Source organism: Proteus sp. LHD240705 (assembly GCF_047921555.1).
GTDB lineage: Bacteria > Pseudomonadota > Gammaproteobacteria > Enterobacterales > Enterobacteriaceae > Proteus.
This window is the reverse complement of record NZ_JBLRMI010000004.1, coordinates 376,341-397,004: the sequence shown is the minus strand read 5'-3', so window position 1 is coordinate 397,004 and position 20,664 is coordinate 376,341. Positions and strand designations below refer to the sequence as shown.

Annotated in this window: 21 protein-coding genes; 11 read left to right on the top strand and 10 right to left on the bottom strand. The window is 33.4% G+C overall.

The annotated features are described in order from the left end of the window. Nucleotides 1-209: 209 nt before the first annotated feature. On the top strand, nucleotides 210-611 hold the full coding sequence (locus ACNART_RS10895) for a GNAT family N-acetyltransferase (protein ID WP_232797517.1): 402 nt from the start codon (nucleotides 210-212) through the stop codon (nucleotides 609-611). A gap of 347 nt (nucleotides 612-958) precedes the next feature. Beyond that, nucleotides 959-2,509, top strand: a complete 1,551-nt coding sequence (locus ACNART_RS10890) for a methyl-accepting chemotaxis protein (RefSeq protein WP_198620793.1) — start codon at nucleotides 959-961, stop codon at nucleotides 2,507-2,509. A gap of 396 nt (nucleotides 2,510-2,905) precedes the next feature. On the opposite strand, the gene ACNART_RS10885 is transcribed toward ACNART_RS10890, so the two are convergent. The 3 genes from ACNART_RS10885 to ACNART_RS10875 form a co-directional block, all read right to left on the bottom strand. Continuing rightward, entirely contained in the window at nucleotides 2,906-3,109 is a 204-nt protein-coding gene (locus ACNART_RS10885) for a hypothetical protein (protein WP_198620792.1), read from the bottom strand. Between the two features lie 309 nt (nucleotides 3,110-3,418). Beyond that, nucleotides 3,419-3,628, bottom strand: a complete 210-nt coding sequence (locus tag ACNART_RS10880; RefSeq protein ID WP_109371058.1) for a sigma-S stabilization anti-adapter protein IraP — start codon at nucleotides 3,626-3,628, stop codon at nucleotides 3,419-3,421. Nucleotides 3,629-4,129: 501 nt separating this feature from the next. After that, nucleotides 4,130-4,678, bottom strand: coding sequence for an NADPH-dependent FMN reductase (locus ACNART_RS10875; protein ID WP_198620791.1), 549 nt, complete (start codon nucleotides 4,676-4,678; stop codon nucleotides 4,130-4,132). Nucleotides 4,679-5,116: 438 nt separating this feature from the next. On the opposite strand from ACNART_RS10875, the gene ACNART_RS10870 reads away from it, so the two are divergent. After that, nucleotides 5,117-5,608 (top strand): hypothetical protein, encoded by a 492-nt coding sequence (locus tag ACNART_RS10870; protein WP_232797516.1) that lies wholly within the window; start codon nucleotides 5,117-5,119, stop codon nucleotides 5,606-5,608. Between the two features lie 5 nt (nucleotides 5,609-5,613). Next, nucleotides 5,614-8,316, top strand: a complete 2,703-nt coding sequence (locus ACNART_RS10865) for a sugar transporter (protein WP_416303593.1) — start codon at nucleotides 5,614-5,616, stop codon at nucleotides 8,314-8,316. Between the two features lie 59 nt (nucleotides 8,317-8,375). Here ACNART_RS10865 and ACNART_RS10860 read toward each other — a convergent pair whose 3' ends face one another. After that, on the bottom strand, nucleotides 8,376-9,251 hold the full coding sequence (locus ACNART_RS10860; protein ID WP_311747757.1) for a T3SS regulon anti-activator ExsD domain-containing protein: 876 nt from the start codon (nucleotides 9,249-9,251) through the stop codon (nucleotides 8,376-8,378). Nucleotides 9,252-9,335: 84 nt separating this feature from the next. Next, on the bottom strand, nucleotides 9,336-10,172 hold the full coding sequence (locus tag ACNART_RS10855; protein WP_198620787.1) for a helix-turn-helix transcriptional regulator: 837 nt from the start codon (nucleotides 10,170-10,172) through the stop codon (nucleotides 9,336-9,338). 1,165 nt (nucleotides 10,173-11,337) lie between these two features. Here ACNART_RS10855 and ACNART_RS10850 point away from each other — a divergent pair. Further along, the gene (locus ACNART_RS10850) at nucleotides 11,338-11,853 is read left to right on the top strand and encodes a bactofilin family protein (protein ID WP_232797515.1); all 516 of its coding nucleotides are present in this window, start codon (nucleotides 11,338-11,340) and stop codon (nucleotides 11,851-11,853) included. 81 nt (nucleotides 11,854-11,934) lie between these two features. After that, nucleotides 11,935-12,492, top strand: a complete 558-nt coding sequence (locus ACNART_RS10845; protein ID WP_109371044.1) for a GNAT family N-acetyltransferase — start codon at nucleotides 11,935-11,937, stop codon at nucleotides 12,490-12,492. Here the strand turns inward: ACNART_RS10845 and ACNART_RS10840 are convergent. Next, the gene (locus ACNART_RS10840; RefSeq protein ID WP_098942243.1) at nucleotides 12,470-12,820 is read right to left on the bottom strand and encodes a nitrous oxide-stimulated promoter family protein; all 351 of its coding nucleotides are present in this window, start codon (nucleotides 12,818-12,820) and stop codon (nucleotides 12,470-12,472) included. The genes ACNART_RS10845 and ACNART_RS10840 overlap by 23 nt on opposite strands. Nucleotides 12,821-12,998: 178 nt before the next feature. On the opposite strand from ACNART_RS10840, the gene ACNART_RS10835 reads away from it, so the two are divergent. Beyond that, nucleotides 12,999-13,244 carry a DinI-like family protein gene (locus ACNART_RS10835; protein WP_036934877.1) on the top strand — a complete coding sequence of 82 codons (246 nt, stop codon included), beginning with the start codon at nucleotides 12,999-13,001 and terminating at the stop codon, nucleotides 13,242-13,244. A 121-nt stretch (nucleotides 13,245-13,365) separates the two neighbouring features. Here the strand turns inward: ACNART_RS10835 and ACNART_RS10830 are convergent, their stop codons facing one another. Both ACNART_RS10830 and ACNART_RS10825 read right to left on the bottom strand, forming a co-directional pair. After that, on the bottom strand, nucleotides 13,366-13,605 hold the full coding sequence (locus tag ACNART_RS10830; RefSeq protein ID WP_023581559.1) for a YecH family metal-binding protein: 240 nt from the start codon (nucleotides 13,603-13,605) through the stop codon (nucleotides 13,366-13,368). Nucleotides 13,606-13,715: 110 nt separating this feature from the next. Continuing rightward, complete coding sequence (locus tag ACNART_RS10825; protein WP_416303592.1) at nucleotides 13,716-13,931, bottom strand: DUF465 domain-containing protein; 216 nt, start codon at nucleotides 13,929-13,931, stop codon at nucleotides 13,716-13,718. Nucleotides 13,932-14,183: 252 nt separating this feature from the next. On the opposite strand from ACNART_RS10825, the gene eco reads away from it, so the two are divergent. Continuing rightward, nucleotides 14,184-14,675 (top strand): serine protease inhibitor ecotin, encoded by a 492-nt coding sequence (gene eco, locus ACNART_RS10820; RefSeq protein WP_255311068.1) that lies wholly within the window; start codon nucleotides 14,184-14,186, stop codon nucleotides 14,673-14,675. An 88-nt stretch (nucleotides 14,676-14,763) separates the two neighbouring features. Here eco and ACNART_RS10815 read toward each other — a convergent pair whose 3' ends face one another. Continuing rightward, nucleotides 14,764-15,201, bottom strand: a complete 438-nt coding sequence (locus ACNART_RS10815; protein ID WP_151435692.1) for a universal stress protein — start codon at nucleotides 15,199-15,201, stop codon at nucleotides 14,764-14,766. A 534-nt stretch (nucleotides 15,202-15,735) separates the two neighbouring features. On the opposite strand from ACNART_RS10815, the gene ACNART_RS10810 reads away from it, so the two are divergent. Next, entirely contained in the window at nucleotides 15,736-16,650 is a 915-nt protein-coding gene (locus tag ACNART_RS10810) for a cation diffusion facilitator family transporter (protein ID WP_109371479.1), read from the top strand. 82 nt (nucleotides 16,651-16,732) lie between these two features. Here ACNART_RS10810 and ghrB read toward each other — a convergent pair whose 3' ends face one another. Beyond that, complete coding sequence (gene ghrB, locus ACNART_RS10805) at nucleotides 16,733-17,692, bottom strand: glyoxylate/hydroxypyruvate reductase GhrB (protein WP_198620785.1); 960 nt, start codon at nucleotides 17,690-17,692, stop codon at nucleotides 16,733-16,735. A gap of 633 nt (nucleotides 17,693-18,325) precedes the next feature. Here ghrB and galE point away from each other — a divergent pair. Both galE and ACNART_RS10795 read left to right on the top strand, forming a co-directional pair. Further along, nucleotides 18,326-19,342 (top strand): UDP-glucose 4-epimerase GalE, encoded by a 1,017-nt coding sequence (gene galE, locus ACNART_RS10800; protein ID WP_368927669.1) that lies wholly within the window; start codon nucleotides 18,326-18,328, stop codon nucleotides 19,340-19,342. Between the two features lie 45 nt (nucleotides 19,343-19,387). Further along, on the top strand, nucleotides 19,388-20,443 hold the full coding sequence (locus ACNART_RS10795; protein ID WP_198620783.1) for a UDP-glucose--hexose-1-phosphate uridylyltransferase: 1,056 nt from the start codon (nucleotides 19,388-19,390) through the stop codon (nucleotides 20,441-20,443). Nucleotides 20,444-20,664 lie beyond the last annotated feature (221 nt).

The window sequence follows — 20,664 nt, the reverse complement described above, 5'->3', positions numbered from 1 at the left end:
CCTAACCTAACCTAACCTAACCTAACCTAACCTAACCTAACCTAACCTAACCTAACCTAATCATCCTTCCTTTAAATCAATATCATAAACATAAAAATTTTAGTGGTGGTTCAAAAGAATATCAACCGCTAAAATCTTTCATTCAAAAAGATGCCTTATTATTCCAAGATGGTTGTATCGCTCAAACATATATTGTAGCTGATGACAATATGCGAGAAGACAAAAATAAGCCTATCGACACTTTTCCTTTTAAAATACTAGGCTACATTACATTAACTTGTAGTCAGGTTAACCTTAAAGAATATGATTTAGGTGATTGTGTTCGTGCTAGTTCATATGAATTTTTACCAGCTGTTAAAATCGCACGTTTAGCTGTTGATTCTAATAATCGGACTTCAGGAATTGGTTCAATGCTTTTTGAATATGCATTGTTAATGTCACTGGATGATATTCGTCCTATGGTTGGATGTAGGTTTTTGATAACAGATGCTAAAAAAAGTGCTATGGAATTTTATTCTAAAAAGGGAATGGAATTGCTTGATACTGAAGAAAATAAGAGTGCAGATCACCCAATTATGTTTATTGATTTGTTTACGTTGATTGAAAGTTAATTGCGTCATTCTATCCTTGCTCTACTTTTAGCTAATTTAAGAATATTCCAAACCTTATTTTCCCCTTCAATTATCCTTTTATCTCTTTAATACTTCTTATTTGTTTTTCAAGTCACTAATTTTATAGTTTGTTGATTTTAAATGAATTTGTTATTCTCATGTCAAATTATAAAAAATGATAGATAAGTAACATTTTTGCTTCCTTCATCTAACTCTTTTTATGTATAGAAAATAAAAAACCAATTTATAAAAAACTTTAGTAAAAAATTAAAATAAATTGAAAAAGTGTCGATAAAAGTACATTACGCCCTATTGGGCTTACTTTATCTTGTTAGTTGAGAAATTCGATGCGGAAACTTCGTAACATTACTATTCGTCTGATGATGTTAGTCATACTGGGGACTTTATGTGTGCTATTTGGCGGTGTCAGTCTTTATAGCGCATGGGCGCTAGAGCAAATATCCAAAGGTAATCAATCTGATAATCAAATAATAAAACAAATGGCTGCACTCAGTCAGGGAAATGATCAGTATTTTCGATTCACTTCTCGATTAAATCGTCTCGTTGAGGAAAAAGCAGAAGGCAAAGACGTCGATTTTACACAAGTACAATTGGCGATGGAAAATATGGAAAAACAGATCACGTATATGAAATCTGTTTCTCCAGGGCCGATGGATGAAAAAGTATCAAAAGAACTAATGGACGTATGGCAAGCACTTTTTGAACAAGGCGTAAAAAAGCAGATGGAATTAGCGCTCAATGGCACTATCGAGCAATATGTACATCATGCAAAAAATGTAACACCTGCGTTGAGTCGCGAATTAGGTAATGTAAGTGAAAACTTTAATAATGCCGCAAATATAAAAATTGATAGTACGATTGAAGAAGTGGATAACCTTATTGAGGTGACACAAATTGTTATTATTATTAGTGTCATTTTAGGAGGAATTATTCTGCTCCTCACTGATCGTTATTTAGTCGCTATGTTACAAAAACCACTCGAAAATATTCGCCAACATTTTGTGAAAATTACAGAAGGTGATCTGAGTCAGTCACTAGAACCTTTTGGTAATAACTGTGCTGGGCGATTAATACCGTTATTAAATGATATGCAAAATAGTTTGCATGAAGCGGTAAGTACGATCCGAATGGGAAGTGATAGTATTTATCGTGGCGCATCTGAAATAGCCAAAGGGAATAACGATTTAGCTTCTCGTACAGAAGAGCAAGCAACAGCATTAGAGCAAACAGCAGCAAGTATGGAAGAGATAACAGCTGCCGTTAACCAGAATATGGAACACGCTTATCAAGCGAGAGAGTTGGCTGAAGTTGCATCAGTGACTGTTGAAAAAGGCAATGAATTAGCTGAATCTGTTGTGACAACAATGGACGGGATATCTAATAGTTCAAGTAAGATTGCAGATATCATCAATGTCATTAACAACATTGCGTTTCAAACAAATATACTCGCCTTAAATGCGTCAGTGGAAGCGGCAAGAGCAGGGGCTCATGGTCGAGGATTTATGGTTGTCGCTAATGAAGTGCGTAATTTAGCAGGAGATAGTGCCAAAGCAGCTAAAGAGATTGAAGTCCTTATTGCTGATTCCACTGCGCGTGTAAAAAAAGGTGCAAAATTAGTGAGTGATATGGAAAACACGATGGAAGACATTTTGATGGGAGTTAAGCAGGTAACGTCAATAATGAAAGAAATCACTATTGCATCTGAAGAGCAAAGTAAAGGTATTGGTCAAGTGAGTGTAGCTATTACTCAAATGGATGGTGTAACACAACAGAATGCTTCTTTAGTTGAACAAGTTTCAGCGGCAGCTATTTCATTAGAAAGACAAACCGAAGAATTACAGTTATCGGTACAAAAATTCAATCTTGCTCATCGTTGATATAGAGAATATTCATAAAGTGTGTCTAAGGTGGTAAGTTTTTACTCTTTAGACGCATAAACATAATAAATCTAAAGTTTAAATTCTTATTATTCGTGCTTTTATTTAAAATTAGAAATAAGTTTAACTTAATCATTGTTCGAGTATTGAAACAGTAATGGTTTATAATTTTTTTCATAAGGAACAGAAAATCATTATTCAAATTAAGTGAGCCATAAATAATAATATTATTTCGTTTATACTCAATCAATTAAAAAGTACTTTTTATTTCAACTTTCATAATCAATCAGTGATTATGTTAAAGTTTAAATCGATTTGATTTTTAAAGATATAGATATAAATCCTCTCTAATATAAATAATAATAGAGAGGGCGATGAAGAATGTAGCTTTAATGTTTAGAGTATTTTTTTTATATACTGTTCGGTCTTGCTTATAATATTTTGGTATTGAGGATGATCGATATAAGCATCATTGATGGTCTTATTTATATCGTGGATCACTATTTCTTTTTGTTTATCTGTCAAAGTCAATAACAAGGCTTTTAGAACTACTTTTACTGCTGCAATTTCATACTCTATATTGACAACTTTTTTTTCCATAAGATCCTCAAAAGAACGACAATTTATTGCTGTGTGATAAATTATTTTTATATTAATTAATTGTTTATTTAAATCCAAGAAAAAATTAAATTGATAAAAGAATATACAACTTTATCGCATTTTTCGTTAGAACAGTAACTGTGAGGATATTTGAGATGTAGGAAATAGACACTCAGTAAATTTAACTTAGCGTTGTGTGAATGAAAGAAAAATCACAGTATATCCTATACAAAATAATCAATAGGATACTATTAGTACCCTATAAGAATTAGGGGATAAATTTAATAGCAATAGAAAATATCGTTTTCATTAGGTTTGAATAAGCTTTTTCACATATTGCTCAGTTAAGTTAATAACTTCATTAAGCTGAGGGTATTTGTTAGATGTATCCTCAAGCACTATAGATATATTGCCCAACATATCTCTTCGTTGTTTATCATTTAGCGTGGAAAGTAAAGATTTGATAACAATTTTTAGAGCAGCGATTTCACATTCAATTTCTTTTAAATTTTTATCCATGACTTACCTGCCAGTATTTAATGGATGAATAATATAGATAATTTTTTTGTTTATCACAATTATAGAAGCATATTATTTAGATATGTATCGCACATTATGGCTAACGTTCTTACCTAATATAAATTATTAAAAATAATTATCAAATTTTAAGTTTTATATGTGGTAGTAGATTGAAGTCTATTGATATTTTCTGACTTTAGAACGAATAAGATAAATGATTAAATTTGATCTCAAGCCCGATTCTATTTAAATCACTTTATTTTTGGTTATATAACAAACAGTTTTTAATTGTAATAATAAAGTATATCTCTTAAAGATAATCTATTTTTGTCTTTTGTTATTAAATGTTGAAGTGAGCAAGATTATTATCACTTTTTATCTATAAAATGTTAAAACTTTTATTTGTCAGTAGAGATATTATAACCAAATAAATTAAATTAACTTTGATGTTCAAAAAAAGAGCTTATGTTTTTCACATAAAGCTCTTTTTAGTCTATTTGATTATTGATTATTTTGCTTCACAAAAGCCACGTAGGCATCAACCCAGTTTTGCATAAAAGTTGCTGTTTTCTCTGAAAACTGCCCATTCTCAACCATTCCGTCATACCATTTTAGATAACATTCAGGTTGATTTAGCGTCGGCATATTTAAGAAGGCTAATGAATTACGTAAATGCTGTTGAGCTATTGCCGTACTAATATTACCAATTGAAACACCAATAATACCGGCTGGAATTTCATTCCAAGCATTCGTTCCATAAGGGCGAGAAGCTTGGTCAATCGCATTTTTAAGTACACCAGGTATTGAGCGGTTATATTCTGGTGTGACAAAGATGATACCTTGGCACGCTTTTATTTGTTGTTTGAAATCGATAACAGAAGAAGGGGTATGACTGTCATCATCTTGGTTATAGAGAGGAAGAGCACTAATATCGATAAACTGACAGGTAAATTCTTGAGGAAATAACTTAATTAAAGCATGTGCTGTTTGTCTATTAAACGAATCTTTTCTTAAACTACCGACAACGATACCAATTTTAAAATGACTCATCTTAGTTCTCCTATTTGGAAGGATAAAATGAATATCAATACCGATATTAGATATTCATTTTTTGATTTTATCTCGGTATTAAAAAACAGCAACAAAATATAAGGGTATTTTTTACACGTAAATTACGTAAATAAATGATAAAATTAGTATTATTATTTTTATTATTATCTGGTATTATTCCATCAATATAAAAAACGATCAGTTTATATGACAACATTTTTACTAAATAAATCCGATATTCAATATTTGATGTATTTAGTGTGATGTAAGTAGTGTTTTAAGAAAAAATAAATGAAATGATAGGAACACTCATTGCAACCAAGGGTGTTAGCCTATTTATTTAGTATACAGTAGGTAATAGAAAATTATAATAAAATGGCTTAAAATGCGACAACTCATATGCTCTTATTTAAGTCTGATCGGAATTAAGGAAAAATGATGTCCTTATTACAAAATAAAAAGAATGTCCTCGCTGTATTTATGGCAACCAGCGTCCTCGCCCTATCTGGGTGTGCGTGGACTGATCACACTCGTCCAATTGAAACGCCAGCGCCAACACAAACCACACAGCCTGTAGCAACTACTCAACCAGTGGCTGTTGCACAACCGCTTTCTATGGCACCTGCAGCAGAGCCTGCTGATAGTGGCGTAGATGCAAGAAAATTGGGGCTAGCACCACAAAGTGCTTGCATTAAACAACTTGATTCTTTGAAAACTTTTTCTCCATCTGACTATCAATCCATGATGAGTTCATTTAAAGAAATTAGCGAAATCAATGCGATGTACCGTAGTGTTCAAGGTACAGCAAGTAAAGATAGCTTAGATTTATTGAAAATGAGTATTGAATCAAAAACAGAAGTTTTATGTGCAAAAGTTCGCTATTTGTCGATTATGTCAGTTAATTCGACATTAAAAAAATTAGGTGAATAATTACTATGAAATTAAAGCAGAGTGTTTGTCTCGCTTTTATGCTGTTTCCAACACTATCGTTTGCCAATAATGAGTTTAATTCTGTTATTGAAGATTTTGACCGTTATTTTGAAACGCAAGAGCCAATTAAAATTGAGCCTAAAACATCTGCTACAATTTCATCGTCAACGAGAGCTGGTCAGGCTAATCGTGGAGTAAACCGCACCACAACAGCGACTCAACAAACAAAACCAGAGCAACGAGTTAAACCTTCTACGCCAGCTAAAATAGATAATCAGGCAGTCGAACCTGTTAAGACTCCTGATATCACGCTGGCAGAAAATTGCCCTGTGTTACCCGCCAGTTATTCAAAATTAAAGAGTGATTACACTCGTTATTTAACGCCGTTGCTTTCATTTGTTCCGATTAAACCACAATTTACACCAGAGGATCTTAATCGTTATAGCTACCGAAATAATGTAACGGTTTATAACCCGTTAGCTCTTTATTCAAAAGAGAGTTATACAAGGCCTCAACGTAATGACAACTTCTTGTTAGATATTATTCCAGGAACATTTTATTCTGTTACGGCCATCCCTTTTCACTTTGCATATCAGTTCAATCGCTCTGTACTCGATCATAAACAACCTCTTTTTAATAAAGAGCTATTAAATCGTTTAGCTGATACGAGAAATAAATACCAAACGTTGTATCAAAAATACACTGAACAGGCAGCTATAACAAAAGAGCATTTGGAAAAACTTCAAAATGCCAATAACCAAATTAAACAACTCGAATTGACGCTGGCTGAAACAGAAGAAAAATTAGCTACGGCGAATAACTTACTTACTGATGACACGTTAAAACAAGCTGTTTCCAAGCTACAAAGTGATTTGGAAACAATAAAAAAAGAGCGTGACTTATTAGTTAAGCAATTAGCTGAAAAAGAGAACGTATTACAGGCTACAACAGTAAAAAATACAGAATTAGCAAAACAGCAACAAGATTTTGAAAAACAAGCAGGGATACTTAAAAGCTTAGAGGCGAAATATACTCAGCTTGAGCAAGACAAAGAGCAATTAGAATCTCAGTATCAACAGGCTCAGGCTCTGTTAAAAGATGATAGCGCCAAAAAAGAGATTGATAAATTACAAAGTTCACTTGAAAGCATAAAATTAGAGCAAGAGAAGTTAATTAGCCAATTAAATGAAAAGCAGACACTACTCGCTAAAATTGAACAAGAAAAAGAAGCTATACAAGCTCAGTATGTCGAATCTCAGCAATTGCTAAATAGTAACAATGAGCAAAAAGAACAAGAATTAGCTAATTTAGAAGCAGCAAAAAATAAAGAGATAGCAACATTAGAAAATTCGTTATCAACAATAACGACTGAGCAAGATAAATTAACGAAACAACTCACAGATGTACAAAATCAATTAGCAACAATAAAGAAAGAGAAAGAAGATGTGCAGACTCAATTTGCACAGGCTCAACTTTTGCTAAAAGATGACTCTGCGAAAAAAGAGATAGATAAATTACAAAGCACATTATTGAAGATCACGTCAGAACGTGAAGATTTATCTAAAGAACTTGCATTAAAAGTGGCAGAAGCAGAAAAGCAACAAGATGCTAATAGCAAACTTGTTGAGGAACAACGTAAAGAAATAGCACAATTACAAACACAGGTTGAAAAAAATAATCAGGAACAAACTCAACTTAATAAAACGCTTTTAGCTGTCCAGCAACAAAAAGAGCAGGCAGATGAAAAACTAAAAGCAATTCCAGAATTAAAATTACAGTTAGATAATAAAATAACTGAATTAGCTGATCTGAAAAAGAGCTTATCTGCGGGTGAAAAAGCCGTTGATAGTTTAATTACTGATAAAAATAATCTGATAGCTAAGTTAGAGAAAGCGCAAAGTGAGCTATCGAATAAATATCAAACATTAGATACACAATTTAAAGAGAATAATATCGCATTAGCTCAAGTCACCACGAGCAAAACAGAAAGTGAGAAAACGTTAGCATTGCTAGAAAAACAACTCTCTGAAAAGCAAAATACGACAGATAAATTGAGCGCTCAATTAGCTGAAGCGAAAGTACAATTAGAAAAACAAAATACAGAAAGTACACAGCAAATTAGTACATTAAAGCAACAGCAAACAGAATCTATTGCTAAATTAAATGAGCAAATTAAAGCAAAAGATGCTGAATTAGCGAAAGTTAATACAGATACTAGTAATATTTTAAAAGAAAATAAAACGCTAAAAGAGCAGCTTGAGAAAATGGCGGGCGAAGGGCAAATGATTGCAGGACAACTTGCTTATGCTTATTCGATTATTGGAAAAGATAATGCCCAGCGTAATAAATCCATTTTATCTGAGATCCAAAAACAGAATTACGTACAATATGACGACAATACCTATTTTAAAATTTTAAAACAGGGTAAACCCGTTACATCAATTGCGGGCAAAACAGTTGTATTTACTATGCATGAAGAGCTAATGGATGGTACTGTGACGCTTAATTATGATAAAGCTAAGCCTCTTATTTTACCTTATCGCCAATTACCACTACCATTGAATACCTTTATTGCCAAAGCAGGTATCAATGGTAAAGCTAAAATTTATATAAAACCAGGTGGTGGTTATGGGAAAAATGGTGTTCCAGGGCAAGTGCCTCCAGAGTCCATGTCTATCGTTACAATTGAGATCTTAGATATTAAATAGAATAATTAAAAGTTAACATCAGCTCTTCTCTTTTTATTTAGAGAAGAGCTGAAATTTTATTATCGCCATAAAAATTCATCGTTCTTTAAGCAAAGATCTCTTTCTAATAACCAAATTTTTAAATTTTGACAATTTTCAGGATTTTTTGGAATACTGTTTAAAATCTTCCATAGCGGTTTTATCAATTCTGAACGTGGTGTTACACCTTGGATGTAATCTAGTGTGTTATTTATTTCAAAATTAAATACTGGTTCATTTTTCCAATTCTCTAAAAGTAACTTAATATCTTTTTGTAGTAGATCATTAATCACAATGAGTCGGACTTTATCTGAATTTAGTTTGATATTAATGTCATCTAAAGATAAAAAAGAATCACTTGTATTTGATAGCTGTTTTCTTTCGAATGACTTAATATTTTCACACTGCTTAATTTGAGACTCTAGCTCTCTTTTAGTTTTATAAAGTGTGAATAGTTGAGGGGCAAGATGCTGAACCCACCAAATAAATAGAGGCTTTATAACAGCTTGAATTAAGCGCATATGTTCATTGATATTGACAGTAGCTCTCAATGATTTATCCCAATCCATTGGGGTTAACGTAGAATTTGCTTGTTGCGTATGAAATGAACTTGCTAAGCCAACAACATCACGAATTTCTTCTTTAGTGATATCAACAAAACAGTATTTTTTTCGTAAAAACCAAGTGGATTGCAATAAATTGTCTAAGCTTTCACGACATAATACTCGAGATAATATTTTTATCTGATGTGCATTAACATCACATTCAGTGTCGCCGTTTTTATTAGACTGCAAAGAAAACTGTAGATCAAACAAATCATCTACAGTTTTTTTATCACTGGTTGCCATCATTTTTTTTAGTAAAGCTAAATAGTCATAATAATGGGCTTGTGGGGTATGTTTATTTTCTTTGATCACGATATAGAACTCACTCATAAGAATAAATTTCAAGTATTCTAACTATGAATGACTTTTAGATATTATGATATTCGGTCGGATTTTTTATAATTTTAATCTGATGTTTCTCGCTTTACTTGGTGTCATATTAAAACGACGATGGTAACTTTGTGTAAAGTAAGATTGGCTTGAAAAGCCTGACTCCATTGAAATATCAACAATACTCATTTCAGTAGTCAGCAATAGTTGATGTGCGTAAATAATTCTTCTTTCGCAGATCCATGTTCTTGGTGATGTGCCATAGACGTGGTTAAAAAGCTCTTTAAATGTTGTTAACCCCATACCAAATTCACGGGCAAATTGTTTTAGCTTCCAACTTTTTAAATGGTTTTTTTCCATAAATATTTTCAAGCGATCAACTTGGCGATGACTGAGTTGACGCAATAATGCCATTAAATCTGAACCTTGTTCCGTTGACAGTAACAGAATTAAAAGCTCTTCAATTCGTAACCGTGTGAACGCTTCAGGGCAGGATTGGGCGGTGAGATATTCAAAACCATTGCTACAAAAGTGAATAAGAGGAGAGTTTTGAAAACAAATAAAGGCACTAGAAAATTCTTCATCCCTTTCTATATTACACAAAATATCGTTGTATTTTGACATGAAATCTCTTAAGAAATCATCTGAAAGGGGTATCGCAATAATCTCTACAGGATCGGCGCCTTGTGTTTTTAATGTGTAATTGCCCTGTTGTAAAAAAAGAACTTGATCTTGGTTTGCTGTGATTGTATCCGTACAGTTTTGCAAAATAAGTGCATTTTTCCGAATAAGGAAGAGAGCTTTTTGTTCATTTTCTAGTATTTGATATTGTGGATAGAAAAAAGATTTTTTTTGAATCGCACAATTGTTTTGATTATTTTTGTCACATTGCATTGTATTCATAATTCGCCCAAAAATTATTATATGAGTATCACTGTATTTTTATAATGATAAATATAAGTACATTTATAAAAACACTTCTTTATTATTGAGTGCTATTAAAAATAAAAAGGAGACTATTTTCTTTAATTTGATGATGTTTTTTTTTAGATATTAGACACTGCATTTTGTTTTGCTAATTTAAGATAAGTCATTTTGTTAATTTAATGGGGTTTGGTATAAATTGCAAAAGAAAATTAAATAAGAAAAAATTTTTATTTGAGACCATAAAGAATGGTAAGTGCATTTGTGTAATCAATAATTTACACTTATTTTTTCAAGTGTTAAAGTTTATATATAACATGGAGTTATTCTTACTTAGTTTTCTTTACAGTGTAAATAAATAATAGATGCATTTAAAAGATAGGTATAATCATTGTTTTTTTATTGTGGTTGTTTTGTTATTTTATTGTTGTGTTTTATTTGAAAAGATAAAGTTCATAAAATGAAAGTTAAAACTAAAAAAGAAAACTAGTTTTCCCTGTTATATTAACATAAGTTATAAAAATAGATAAATAAAGATTAGTTTTAACAAAAAATAAACACAAATCTCACATTTAAATCTAATTTTTTCTTGGTGATTTTTCATTTCTATTTTTACTGTGACTGATGTCTCATATTTTTATTTTTGAAAAATTAGATTGTTCTGCGGTTTTAAAATAAATATTTTTGAACAATATTTTTATAAAAAAGAATATAAGTATAAAATGTTAATTTTTAATGCGAAATATTTGTCTAGATAAGTGTTTGCTACTCATAATTTATTTACATTAAAGTTTGGTGATTAAAATAGATAATCTTTGTGTTTAATTAAATATTTTTTAGCCTAAGGAACAAATCAAAAAACTAAAAGGTAATAATAGGCTTATTGCTGGCATTATGCTTGCCATCTGTTTATTAGAATGGTGAATGCATAAGTGTATTTATTGTCAGGGAGGTAAGGATATAGCTAATTATGGAGAATAAGCGAACACTGCGAAATATTATATTCAGCGGGATATGGATAATTTGGACTCTTGCCTTAATTGCTTTTTGGCGTTATCAGATGGCAGGCGAATTTTTGATTATTCTAATCCTAATTTTTAGCATTATTATTTATTATATGACGTTGAGGTTAAAAAAAGCCGCTATGTTTAGTCGTAAAACTGAAACACCAAAAGCAGCAGAGCCTGTTGCACCAGTAATAACAGAAGAGAAAAAACCGATGCCAGAGCAAAAACTATACACGATTATTGCAAAAGGAACGGTATTCCAAGGCGATATTAATGTTGAAGGCGATATCCAAATTTGGGGGAAAGTAGCTGGTAATATTAATGTCAAAGATGGCGTTATTCGTGTTATGCATGCGGGGCAAGTTGAAGGCGAATTAACAGCACCAGATATTATTATTGACGGTTTTGTAAAAGGAATTTGTGCTGCTAATAACCTAGATATCTTAGAGCATGGTGAATTACGTGGTACGAGCCGTTGTGGCAGTATGTCTATTAAGCGTGGCGGTATATTTACTGGGCAATCAGAGCAAGTTGAACATCAAGCAAAATCAGTTGCTCAACAACGCGTTGTTTCAATAAAAGAAAGCGCTAATGCAAATAAAGATAAAGTTGTTGCTCCAGTAGAAAACCAACTAAAAGAAAACAAAAAATAAAGTACCATTTTTCTTTTCATTGTTCGTTGTTTATCCTATTTTATCGCTATTGTCTTAATTTTATATAAACAGAGAATAACGATGAATTTAGATACTCCCAGACTACACCTAAGAGAATGGCGTGAGAGTGATAAAGCGCCATTTTTTTCTGAAATCAACTCTTCACCTGAAGTGATGCGCTATTTTCCTTGCACTTTATCTCAATTAGAAAGTGATAATATGGTTGAGGTTATCCGTGAAAAATTTGTTCAACAAAATGGATGGGGAATGTGGGCAGTTGAATTAAAAGAGACTCAAGAGTTTATTGGTTTTGTTGGATTAAATATTCCAGCCGCGCCTTTGCCATTTAATCCCTGCATAGAGATTGGTTGGCGTATTGCGAAAAAGTTTTGGCGAAAAGGTTATACTTATGAAGCGGCTTTAGCTGTATTTAAATTTGCTTTTGAGACTTTGGAGTTAGAGGAAGTTGTTGCTTTTACCGCAGTTTCAAACCTTCCATCTCAAGGTGTAATGCAAAAACTAGGTATGCATCAGTCTGATAATTTCTTTCATCCAGCATTAGATAAAACCCATCCTCTCGCTGAGCATGTTTTATACCGCTTGAAGAAATCCGACTTTACTTTTCAGTCGAACGAATAGTGCGTTTTTTTTCAGGAAGTGGAGGAACAGGTTTTTTATCGTCAATAAGATGGCGTATTGCTAAGATTGGATGATAAATTAACATTCGTGGACCAGCCCAACGCATGATTTGTTTCATCGTTTCTCGTTTTGCTGGTTGGTAACAATGAATAGGGCATTGTTTACAAGCGGGTTTATCTTCACCATAACGACATTTATCTAATCGGTTATAGGAATAATTGATTAATTGTTGATAATAATCTGAGTCAGCTTCAGGATGTGAATGAGCATAAAGGTGAACCATTTTTTGAATGGTTTTTTTTTCACGATTTATTCTTTTTCCTGACATACCTTTCTCTCTTAGCTGTATGTTGCATTTATTATGCATCTTATCATTAAGCAGATAGAGACGCTAAAATATTATTTAATGCGTAATAATAAAAATTTTACTAAAAAGACTTTTCTTTTTTCTTAGAATATACTACTGTATTTATATACAGTTTATTTGCCTTTAAATGGTGAAACCAATGCGTGTGGAAATTTTATTTAATAAACAATCTAAGATAACCGACTCATTATTTCCGCTCTTAGAACACGAACTGAGAAAAAAGATCATTCCAGAATATCCAGATATGCAGTTTCGTATCGCCTTTAGTAGCATGAATTCGATTCAAGTTACAGGCATAAAAGATGAAACTAAGCATGAACACATAATGGAACTTATTCAAAGTGTTTGGGAAGATGATGGCTGGTTGCAAACAGACGATGAATAAAATGTAGTAAATAAAGTAATTACGATTGTCAGAACGAATTGGCTTTTTATTTGTTTATATAAAAAGCCAATGACATAGAAAAGGAAATCACTGGCAATCGAGCTTTAAAACTGTATATCTATCAATGATGACAAATCTTATTTTCACTCGTTGTAAATCCACCTTCTGCTGGAATAAATTTACCTTTCCTTTCTAAGAAATCAACTAATTCAGTCGCTGTCATATTTTCAGCTGAACAAGTATGAAAACGTGAGTCATTGCCGAATTGTTTATGGATAGCATCAATTAGCGATGTTTTAGTAAATGCAGTCTCTGAAGAAAGGATCATTTGCAAAACTTCATGACCATGTATTGATGACATATTGAGCCCCTAAAAAATAAAAGATACATTAATTATGCATCTTTATGGGGTAGTATCTTTGTTTTTAATCATAAAAAGCGATGACAGATTATCATCGCTTAAAAAGAGCCTTATTTTTCACTTCGTTGAAGTATTTTTTGCATTTCATCTTTAAGATGAAGCTTTTCTTTTTTTAGTTTGGCAACTTCATCGTTATAGCCAGCTCCGTTAGGGCCTTCTAATTTAGCAATTTCTTGATCGAGTCGATGATGTTTATCGTAGAGAGCTTCAAAGCGGTGATCACTATTTCTTAATTGAGAAACAAGGGCTTGTTGATCTGAGAACATATAACCTCCTATGAAAAGAAATTGGGTCTCTATTTCAGTATAATCATAGATAGCTTATCTGCACGGTGATGTATCACAAATTTACATTTCATGAAAAAACGTGATTTTTCTTTTTAAAACATTCAGAATTATCCACTCATAGTACTATTTACTAAGATGTTAGCATTCAATCACTAAAAATATTAGTATTCAGATAATGAGCAATAAAAACATCTGACTAATTTTGTTAACGGCGAAGTGTTCGCTGTAAAAATGGAGAGAGTGATGAACAAAGTAATATTATCTTTAGTAGCAGCAATGTCTTTATCTGCGTGTGCACAAGCTACTGACAGTTTAGATAAAGTTGCACCTTATCCTAAGGCTCAAGAAAATCAAGTTCGTCATGTTATCGAATTAGAGAAAAAAGATAATGAAAGCAATTACCAAGTTGAATTAATTATTGGTAAAGAACTTAAAGTAGATTGCAACCATCAGTGGTTTGGTGCGGATTTAGATGAAAAGAATTTAGAAGGTTGGGGTTATAGCTATTATGTTGTTGGCGATTTAAATGGTCCAATGTCAACAATGATGGGATGTGCTGACAATACGAAAAAAGATGCCTTTGTACAGGCAAATATAGGATCAGATGCCTTTATCCGCTATAACAGCAAATTACCTATCGTTGTTTATGCACCAAAAGATGTTGATGTGAAATATCGTATTTGGTCAGCGGCTGAGACTACTCAAGATTCAGTTAAAAAATAACAGTCAACCTGATTTAAAATAAACCATCATTTGCTAAAAAGCCCTTTGTTGTTGAGATAAAGGGCTTTGTTGTTATTTAAGCTAAATATTAGCGTATAACTAAAACTGACATTTTGGCATGGCGTACAATTGATGATGCTGTTGAGCCTAATAAATAAGAGGAAACATTAGGTCTATGTGACGCAATCGCAATTAAATCAGCATCAATGTGGCGGGCATATTCTAAAATTTCATCTTTTGCGTTACCAACACCAACATTACATATAATTTGCTCATCAGGAATTTTTGCATCTTTAATCATGTCTTGTAGTGCAACAAAAGCAAGACGAGTACGTTCTGACGAGTCTTTGAATTTTTCAGGAATAGCAGCAAACTCGATACCAAAGAAAAGTTCAGCATTAGGAATAACGGTGAGGAAGTGGATCTCAGGTTTACCCACCTTTGCTATTTGTTCAATGTGAGCGATTAGTTCCTGAGAAAGTTCATCTTCTAAAATATCAATGGGAACTAGGATTTTCTTATACATTACAAACCTCACTTAGCGTTAGTTTAAAATATTTACCATTATCGCCTAATAGTAAAAAATAGCTGTGATCTGTGTTTTAAATAAGAGTGAGAATGATTATTTACTACTTTACATTATTAAGCATTAAAAATTAAAAACAGGCTGAAATAATATTAACAATATAATGAAAATAAGTTATATACCTTAACTCGTTGACAGGGAAGCAATTAATAATGTCATGTTAAAAATAAATTTCTCTTTTTCTCATTAAAAATAGAAAATGCATAAAAGAATGATTATCAATTATATTATTGTTCTGTATCTATAAGATTTTATTGATAAAAATAAGAGACAGAAAGATTTAAATATGGCATATTAATAGACAATGACATCTCAATATGATGTCTGGACAGCAATCTTAGTCCCTAAACTGGATTGTTATTCAGAGTCGTCCTTTATCCTCACCAATGAGTTATGGAACCTGAAATAACCTATGGAACTCTATTTATTTATGGCAATAGAGTAGGCTATTTAAAACCAAATAAGATTATTATTATGACACATAATCACATTGATGATATTGAGTTGGATCGGGCTGATAATAAGCAGTCTGAAAAATTTAAGGCAGCTAAGAAAAGCACGTTAGTGAGTGTTTTTGTCAATATCATTTTATCCATTTGGCAAATTACAGTGGGCTTTTTTTCACACTCTCAAGGTTTAATTGCCGATGGCATTCACTCACTCTCTGATCTTATTGCTGACTTTGTTGTTTTAATTGCCAATAAAGGTAGTCAGAAACAACCTGATGCTGATCATCCTTATGGGCATTTTCGTTATGAAAATGCGGCATCACTTATTCTTGGGACGATTTTATTAATTGTTGGTTTAGGAATGGTGTTTTCTGCCATTCATAAAATTTTAGATCCCTCTACTATTCCTGAAGTTCATAGTGTTGCTTTATATGTGGCTTTACTTGCATTAGCTGCTAAAGAAGGATTATTTCGCTATATGCTTGCTGTTGCAAAAAAAGTGGACTCAAATATGTTAGTCGCAAATGCTTGGCATGCGCGTTCTGATGCAGCTTCTTCATTAGTTGTTGCAATTGGTATTATCGGAAGTTTGGCTGGATTTAAATTTTTTGACCCATTAGCAGCATTAATTGTCGGATTATTTGTCGGTCGTATGGGATGGCGTTTTACTTATCAAGCTCTACAGGATTTAATGGACAGAGGGGCTGATAAAGAGACGCTGGAAGAGATTAAACAGATGCTGGTTTCAACACCAGGCGTGCAAGGCGTTCATGATTTAAAGACGCGTCGTTCAGGTGATTATTTACTCGTAGATGTACATCTTGAAATTAAAGGTGATCTCACCGTTAATGAAAGTCACGAGATTGTTGTTAATGCACGTAATAAGGTTTTGCAAAATAAACAGATCTTGAGTGTGATGGCTCACGTTGATCCTGCTTAAACTGATTTGCACATCTAATAAAAAAGGTAATGATAGATTTTCATTACCTTTTTTTGTATCTAAAAAAACGCTATTTACTATTTTAGAAATTGACGCAGTTTTCTTTTACGTGATCACTTAGCGCCGCAATCAGATTATCTACTGCGCATTCAGCCATCGCATAGCGAGTCTCTTTTGTTGCAGAGCCTATATGTGGAACAGCAACGACATTCTTCATCGTTAATAAAGGTGAAGATGAAGATAGAGGTTCTTTTTCAAAAACATCAAGTCCAGCACCTGCGATCTCTTTTTGTTCTAATGCATGGATTAGTGCCAATTCGTCCACCACAGCTCCGCGCCCTGCATTAATTAAATAAGCGTCAGGTTTCATCATCGAAAATTGTTTCTGTCCCATTAAATGATGCGTTTCTGGTGTTAATGGTAACGTGATACAGACGAAATCAGATTGCTGTAATAAGGTCTCTAAAGTGCAATGCTTTGCAGTAAATTTATCATTTACTTCTGTATATTCTGTACGTGAGTGATAAAGAATATTCATATTAAAACCAAAGTGTGCGCGCTGTGCTAAAGCTTTTCCTATTCGCCCCATTCCAATAATACCCATGGTTTTATGATGAACATCAGTACCATACCAATCAGGTGTGATACCTTTAATCCATAAGCCTTGTTTAATATTATCAGCAAGTTCAGGAATGCGTCTTGCTACGGCAAGTACTAATCCCATCATGGTATCTGCGACGGTGTCTGTTAATACGGTTGGAGTATGCATTAGTTTAATATTACGTTTAGTGAGTGCATTAACGTCAACATTGTCATAGCCAACAGAAACCGTTGAAACGGCTTTTAAATGAGGTGCTTGGTTAATAAAATTTTCATCGATGTTGCCACCAGCACCTAGTAATCCAGAGGCATTGGCAAGTGCTGAACGAAAGTCATTAGAGTCTAAAGAGAGCGTTTTAAATTGTTTGATATCAGCAAAATCAGCTAATTTTTTGTACAGTTTTTCAGGAAGATCTTGATATAGCACGACAATCGGTTTCATTATATTTTCCTTATATACTCGTCATACTTCAAACCACAGCGTTGTTGACTTGGTTCACTCGCATTAGTCACATACTTCAAACCACAGCGTTGTTGACTGCGTTCATTCGCACTAGTCACATACTAATGTATGCTCCTAGCGACTCATTTACTTGTCGCCTAGCTGTGCCTTGAATTATTTAGAATATCTATTTAATCATTAGAATATCTATTTAATAAGATGTTTATAGCATTTACTCAAGTAGATGTAGTGTAGGCTCACTTTTCGTAGAATTATTGAGAGTGTTCTTACTACGCTTAAACATATTAGCGAGGAAGTTAATAAGGTATGATAAAACCCATTGAATGTCAGTTTTATCATATAATTAGCGCATTAAATGAGATGTAATCGTTTACTTTTAATGTGTGTTATTTTTAGTGTTAAGGCGAGATATAGTGTTACTTATTCTATTGAATTACTGTAATACAATTCTAAATTAGGATGTTGTATAAAAATTTAAAGCGCACAAAAAGAGTGTAAACGTTTACACTAAATGTCGGTTTGATCACGAAATGATTTTGTTGATCTTGCTAAACTCTGTGTCAGTGAACAGAAACCGTCTTGCGCTTTTCCTTTGAATCAAAAGAGGTGAATGTGGAAATATTAGTGACAGGTGGTATGGGATATATCGGTAGTCATACTTGCGTACAAATGATTGAAGCAGGCATGACACCGATTATTTACGATAATCTTAGCAATGCGAATGAAGAAGTACTTAATCGTGTTGAAGCCCTAACAGGTAAACGCCCTCTGTTTTATAACGGTGATATTCGTGATGAGCAGCTATTAGCATCAATTTTTGCTAAGCATTCTATTCAGTCTGTTATTCATTTCGCGGGATTAAAAGCGGTTGGTGAATCCGTCCAGAAGCCAATTGAATATTATGACAACAATGTTAATGGCACATTGGTGCTCGTACGTTGTATGCGTGATGCGGGCGTAAAAAGCATTATTTTTAGCTCATCTGCAACTGTTTATGGTGATCCGCAAGCGGTTCCTATCACTGAAGATTCGCCAGTAGGGGGCACGACTAACCCTTATGGCACCAGTAAATATATGGTTGAGCGCATTTTATCTGACTTATTTATTGCTGATGAAAGTTGGTCTATTAGTTTGTTGCGTTATTTTAACCCAGTAGGGGCGCATCCATCAGGTACGATGGGGGAAGATCCTAAAGGTATTCCAAATAACTTAACCCCTTATATTGCTCAAGTGGCAATTGGTCGTCGTGAACAAGTGGCTGTTTTTGGCGATGATTACTCAACAAAAGACGGTACCGGTGTTCGTGATTATATCCATGTTATGGATCTGGCAGATGGTCATATCGCAGCATTAAATGCATTAGGTAAAAAAGCGGGCTTACATATTTATAATTTGGGAACAGGTAACGGTACTAGCGTGATTGAAATGATTGAAGCATTTCGTAAAGCTAGCGGTAAACCTATTCCTTATCAATTACAAGCTCGTCGTCCTGGTGATATTGCAGAATGTTGGTCAAGCCCTGCAAAAGCAGAGAAAGATTTACACTGGAAAGCCATTCGTTCAATTGATGATATGGCTGCGGATGCTTGGCGTTGGCAGTTACAAAACCCAAATGGTTATCTGAAATAAGACGTAAAGTATTCAGATAATCTTGAATAAATAAGAGAGAAGGCTATGTCGAAACTGATTTTTGATCCTGTTGAACATCCTCATCGTCGTTATAATCCGCTAACTGGCCAGTGGATTTTAGTTTCACCACATAGAGCGAAACGACCTTGGAATGGCAAAGATGAAAAGCCTCAGATTGCGACACTTCCCTCTTATGATCCTCACTGTTATTTGTGTCCAAATAACACCCGTGTCTCTGGCGATAAAAATCCAGATTACACAGGAACGTATGTCTTTAATAATGACCATTCTGCGTTGTTGCAAGACGAATATCATATTGAGCCTTCATCAAATCCTTTATTTCAAACTCAAGCAGTAAGAGGAATTAGTCGAGTTGTCTGTTTCTCACCTGATCATGGAAAAACTATTCCTGAATTATCCGTCAGTAGCTTACGTAAAATCGTTGATACTTGGGATAATCAAATAGAAGAACTCAGCAAAGAATATCTTTGGGTTCAAGTATTTGAGAATAAAGGCGAAACGATGGGATGTTCTCAACCTCATCCTCATGGGCAAATTTGGGCGAGTGATTTTTTACCTAATGAATTAGCGCGAAAAGATGCGCAATTAAAAGCTTATTTTGAAAAATACGGGCGCAATCTATTAATCGATTATGTCGATGCTGAATGTAAAGATGCAAGTCGTACCGTAGTTGAAACTGAGCATTGGCTGGCGGTAGTACCTTATTGGGCTTCTTGGCCTTATGAAACGATGTTATTACCTAAAGCGCATATTCGAAGAATGAGTGAATTAAATAGTGCTCAGCGAGATGATCTTGCTATTGCAATGAAAAAATTAACAAGTCGTTATGATAATTTATTCCACTGTTCTTTCCCTTATTCAATGGGATGGCATTTTGCGCCTTCTTTTAAAGATGATAGAAATATCGATCATTGGCAATTACATGCGCTTTATTATCCGCCATTATTACGTTCAGCCACTGTGCGTAAATTTATGGTGGGATATGAAATGCTGGCAGAATCGCAAAGAGATCTAACGCCAGAACAAGCCGCGAATAATTTACGTCAAGTAAGTGACATTCATTATAAAGAGCAACGTTAATGGCCATGCAATATAGCAAGGTATTTTAATTAATCTGCTTTTTGCGCACGAAATAAATTAAATCAAGCATCTTATTATTTACATAATGATGTGGTGGGTTTTTTATACTCCTCATCCTTCAAGTTGCAGAGGTATTGGCTACGCTCAGCTACCCGAATCACATACATGAGTATTCTCATTGGGATATCTTTGCTTGCCGCCTACCTGCAACTCAAATGATT

Bases quoted from the DNA above. Each gene is read 5' to 3' on its own strand.
- ACNART_RS10890 (WP_198620793.1), top strand. From the start codon at position 959: ATGCGGAAACTTCGTAACATTACTATTCGTCTGATGATGTTAGTCATA.
- ghrB (WP_198620785.1), bottom strand. From the start codon at position 17,692: ATGAAACCGATTGTCGTGCTATATCAAGATCTTCCTGAAAAACTGTAC.
- ACNART_RS10840 (WP_098942243.1), bottom strand. From the start codon at position 12,820: ATGTCAGGAAAAAGAATAAATCGTGAAAAAAAAACCATTCAAAAAATG.
- ACNART_RS10825 (WP_416303592.1), bottom strand. From the start codon at position 13,931: ATGTTCTCAGATCAACAAGCCCTTGTTTCTCAATTAAGAAATAGTGAT.
- ACNART_RS10895 (WP_232797517.1), top strand. From the start codon at position 210: ATGCGAGAAGACAAAAATAAGCCTATCGACACTTTTCCTTTTAAAATA.
- ACNART_RS10870 (WP_232797516.1), top strand. From the start codon at position 5,117: ATGTCCTTATTACAAAATAAAAAGAATGTCCTCGCTGTATTTATGGCA.
- ACNART_RS10855 (WP_198620787.1), bottom strand. From the start codon at position 10,172: ATGAATACAATGCAATGTGACAAAAATAATCAAAACAATTGTGCGATT.
- ACNART_RS10845 (WP_109371044.1), top strand. From the start codon at position 11,935: ATGAATTTAGATACTCCCAGACTACACCTAAGAGAATGGCGTGAGAGT.
- ACNART_RS10850 (WP_232797515.1), top strand. From the start codon at position 11,338: ATGTTTAGTCGTAAAACTGAAACACCAAAAGCAGCAGAGCCTGTTGCA.
- ACNART_RS10880 (WP_109371058.1), bottom strand. From the start codon at position 3,628: ATGGATAAAAATTTAAAAGAAATTGAATGTGAAATCGCTGCTCTAAAA.
- ACNART_RS10810 (WP_109371479.1), top strand. From the start codon at position 15,736: ATGACACATAATCACATTGATGATATTGAGTTGGATCGGGCTGATAAT.
- eco (WP_255311068.1), top strand. From the start codon at position 14,184: ATGGAGAGAGTGATGAACAAAGTAATATTATCTTTAGTAGCAGCAATG.
- ACNART_RS10875 (WP_198620791.1), bottom strand. From the start codon at position 4,678: ATGAGTCATTTTAAAATTGGTATCGTTGTCGGTAGTTTAAGAAAAGAT.
- ACNART_RS10835 (WP_036934877.1), top strand. From the start codon at position 12,999: ATGCGTGTGGAAATTTTATTTAATAAACAATCTAAGATAACCGACTCA.
- ACNART_RS10885 (WP_198620792.1), bottom strand. From the start codon at position 3,109: ATGGAAAAAAAAGTTGTCAATATAGAGTATGAAATTGCAGCAGTAAAA.
- ACNART_RS10830 (WP_023581559.1), bottom strand. From the start codon at position 13,605: ATGTCATCAATACATGGTCATGAAGTTTTGCAAATGATCCTTTCTTCA.
- ACNART_RS10815 (WP_151435692.1), bottom strand. From the start codon at position 15,201: ATGTATAAGAAAATCCTAGTTCCCATTGATATTTTAGAAGATGAACTT.
- ACNART_RS10795 (WP_198620783.1), top strand. From the start codon at position 19,388: ATGTCGAAACTGATTTTTGATCCTGTTGAACATCCTCATCGTCGTTAT.
- ACNART_RS10865 (WP_416303593.1), top strand. From the start codon at position 5,614: ATGAAATTAAAGCAGAGTGTTTGTCTCGCTTTTATGCTGTTTCCAACA.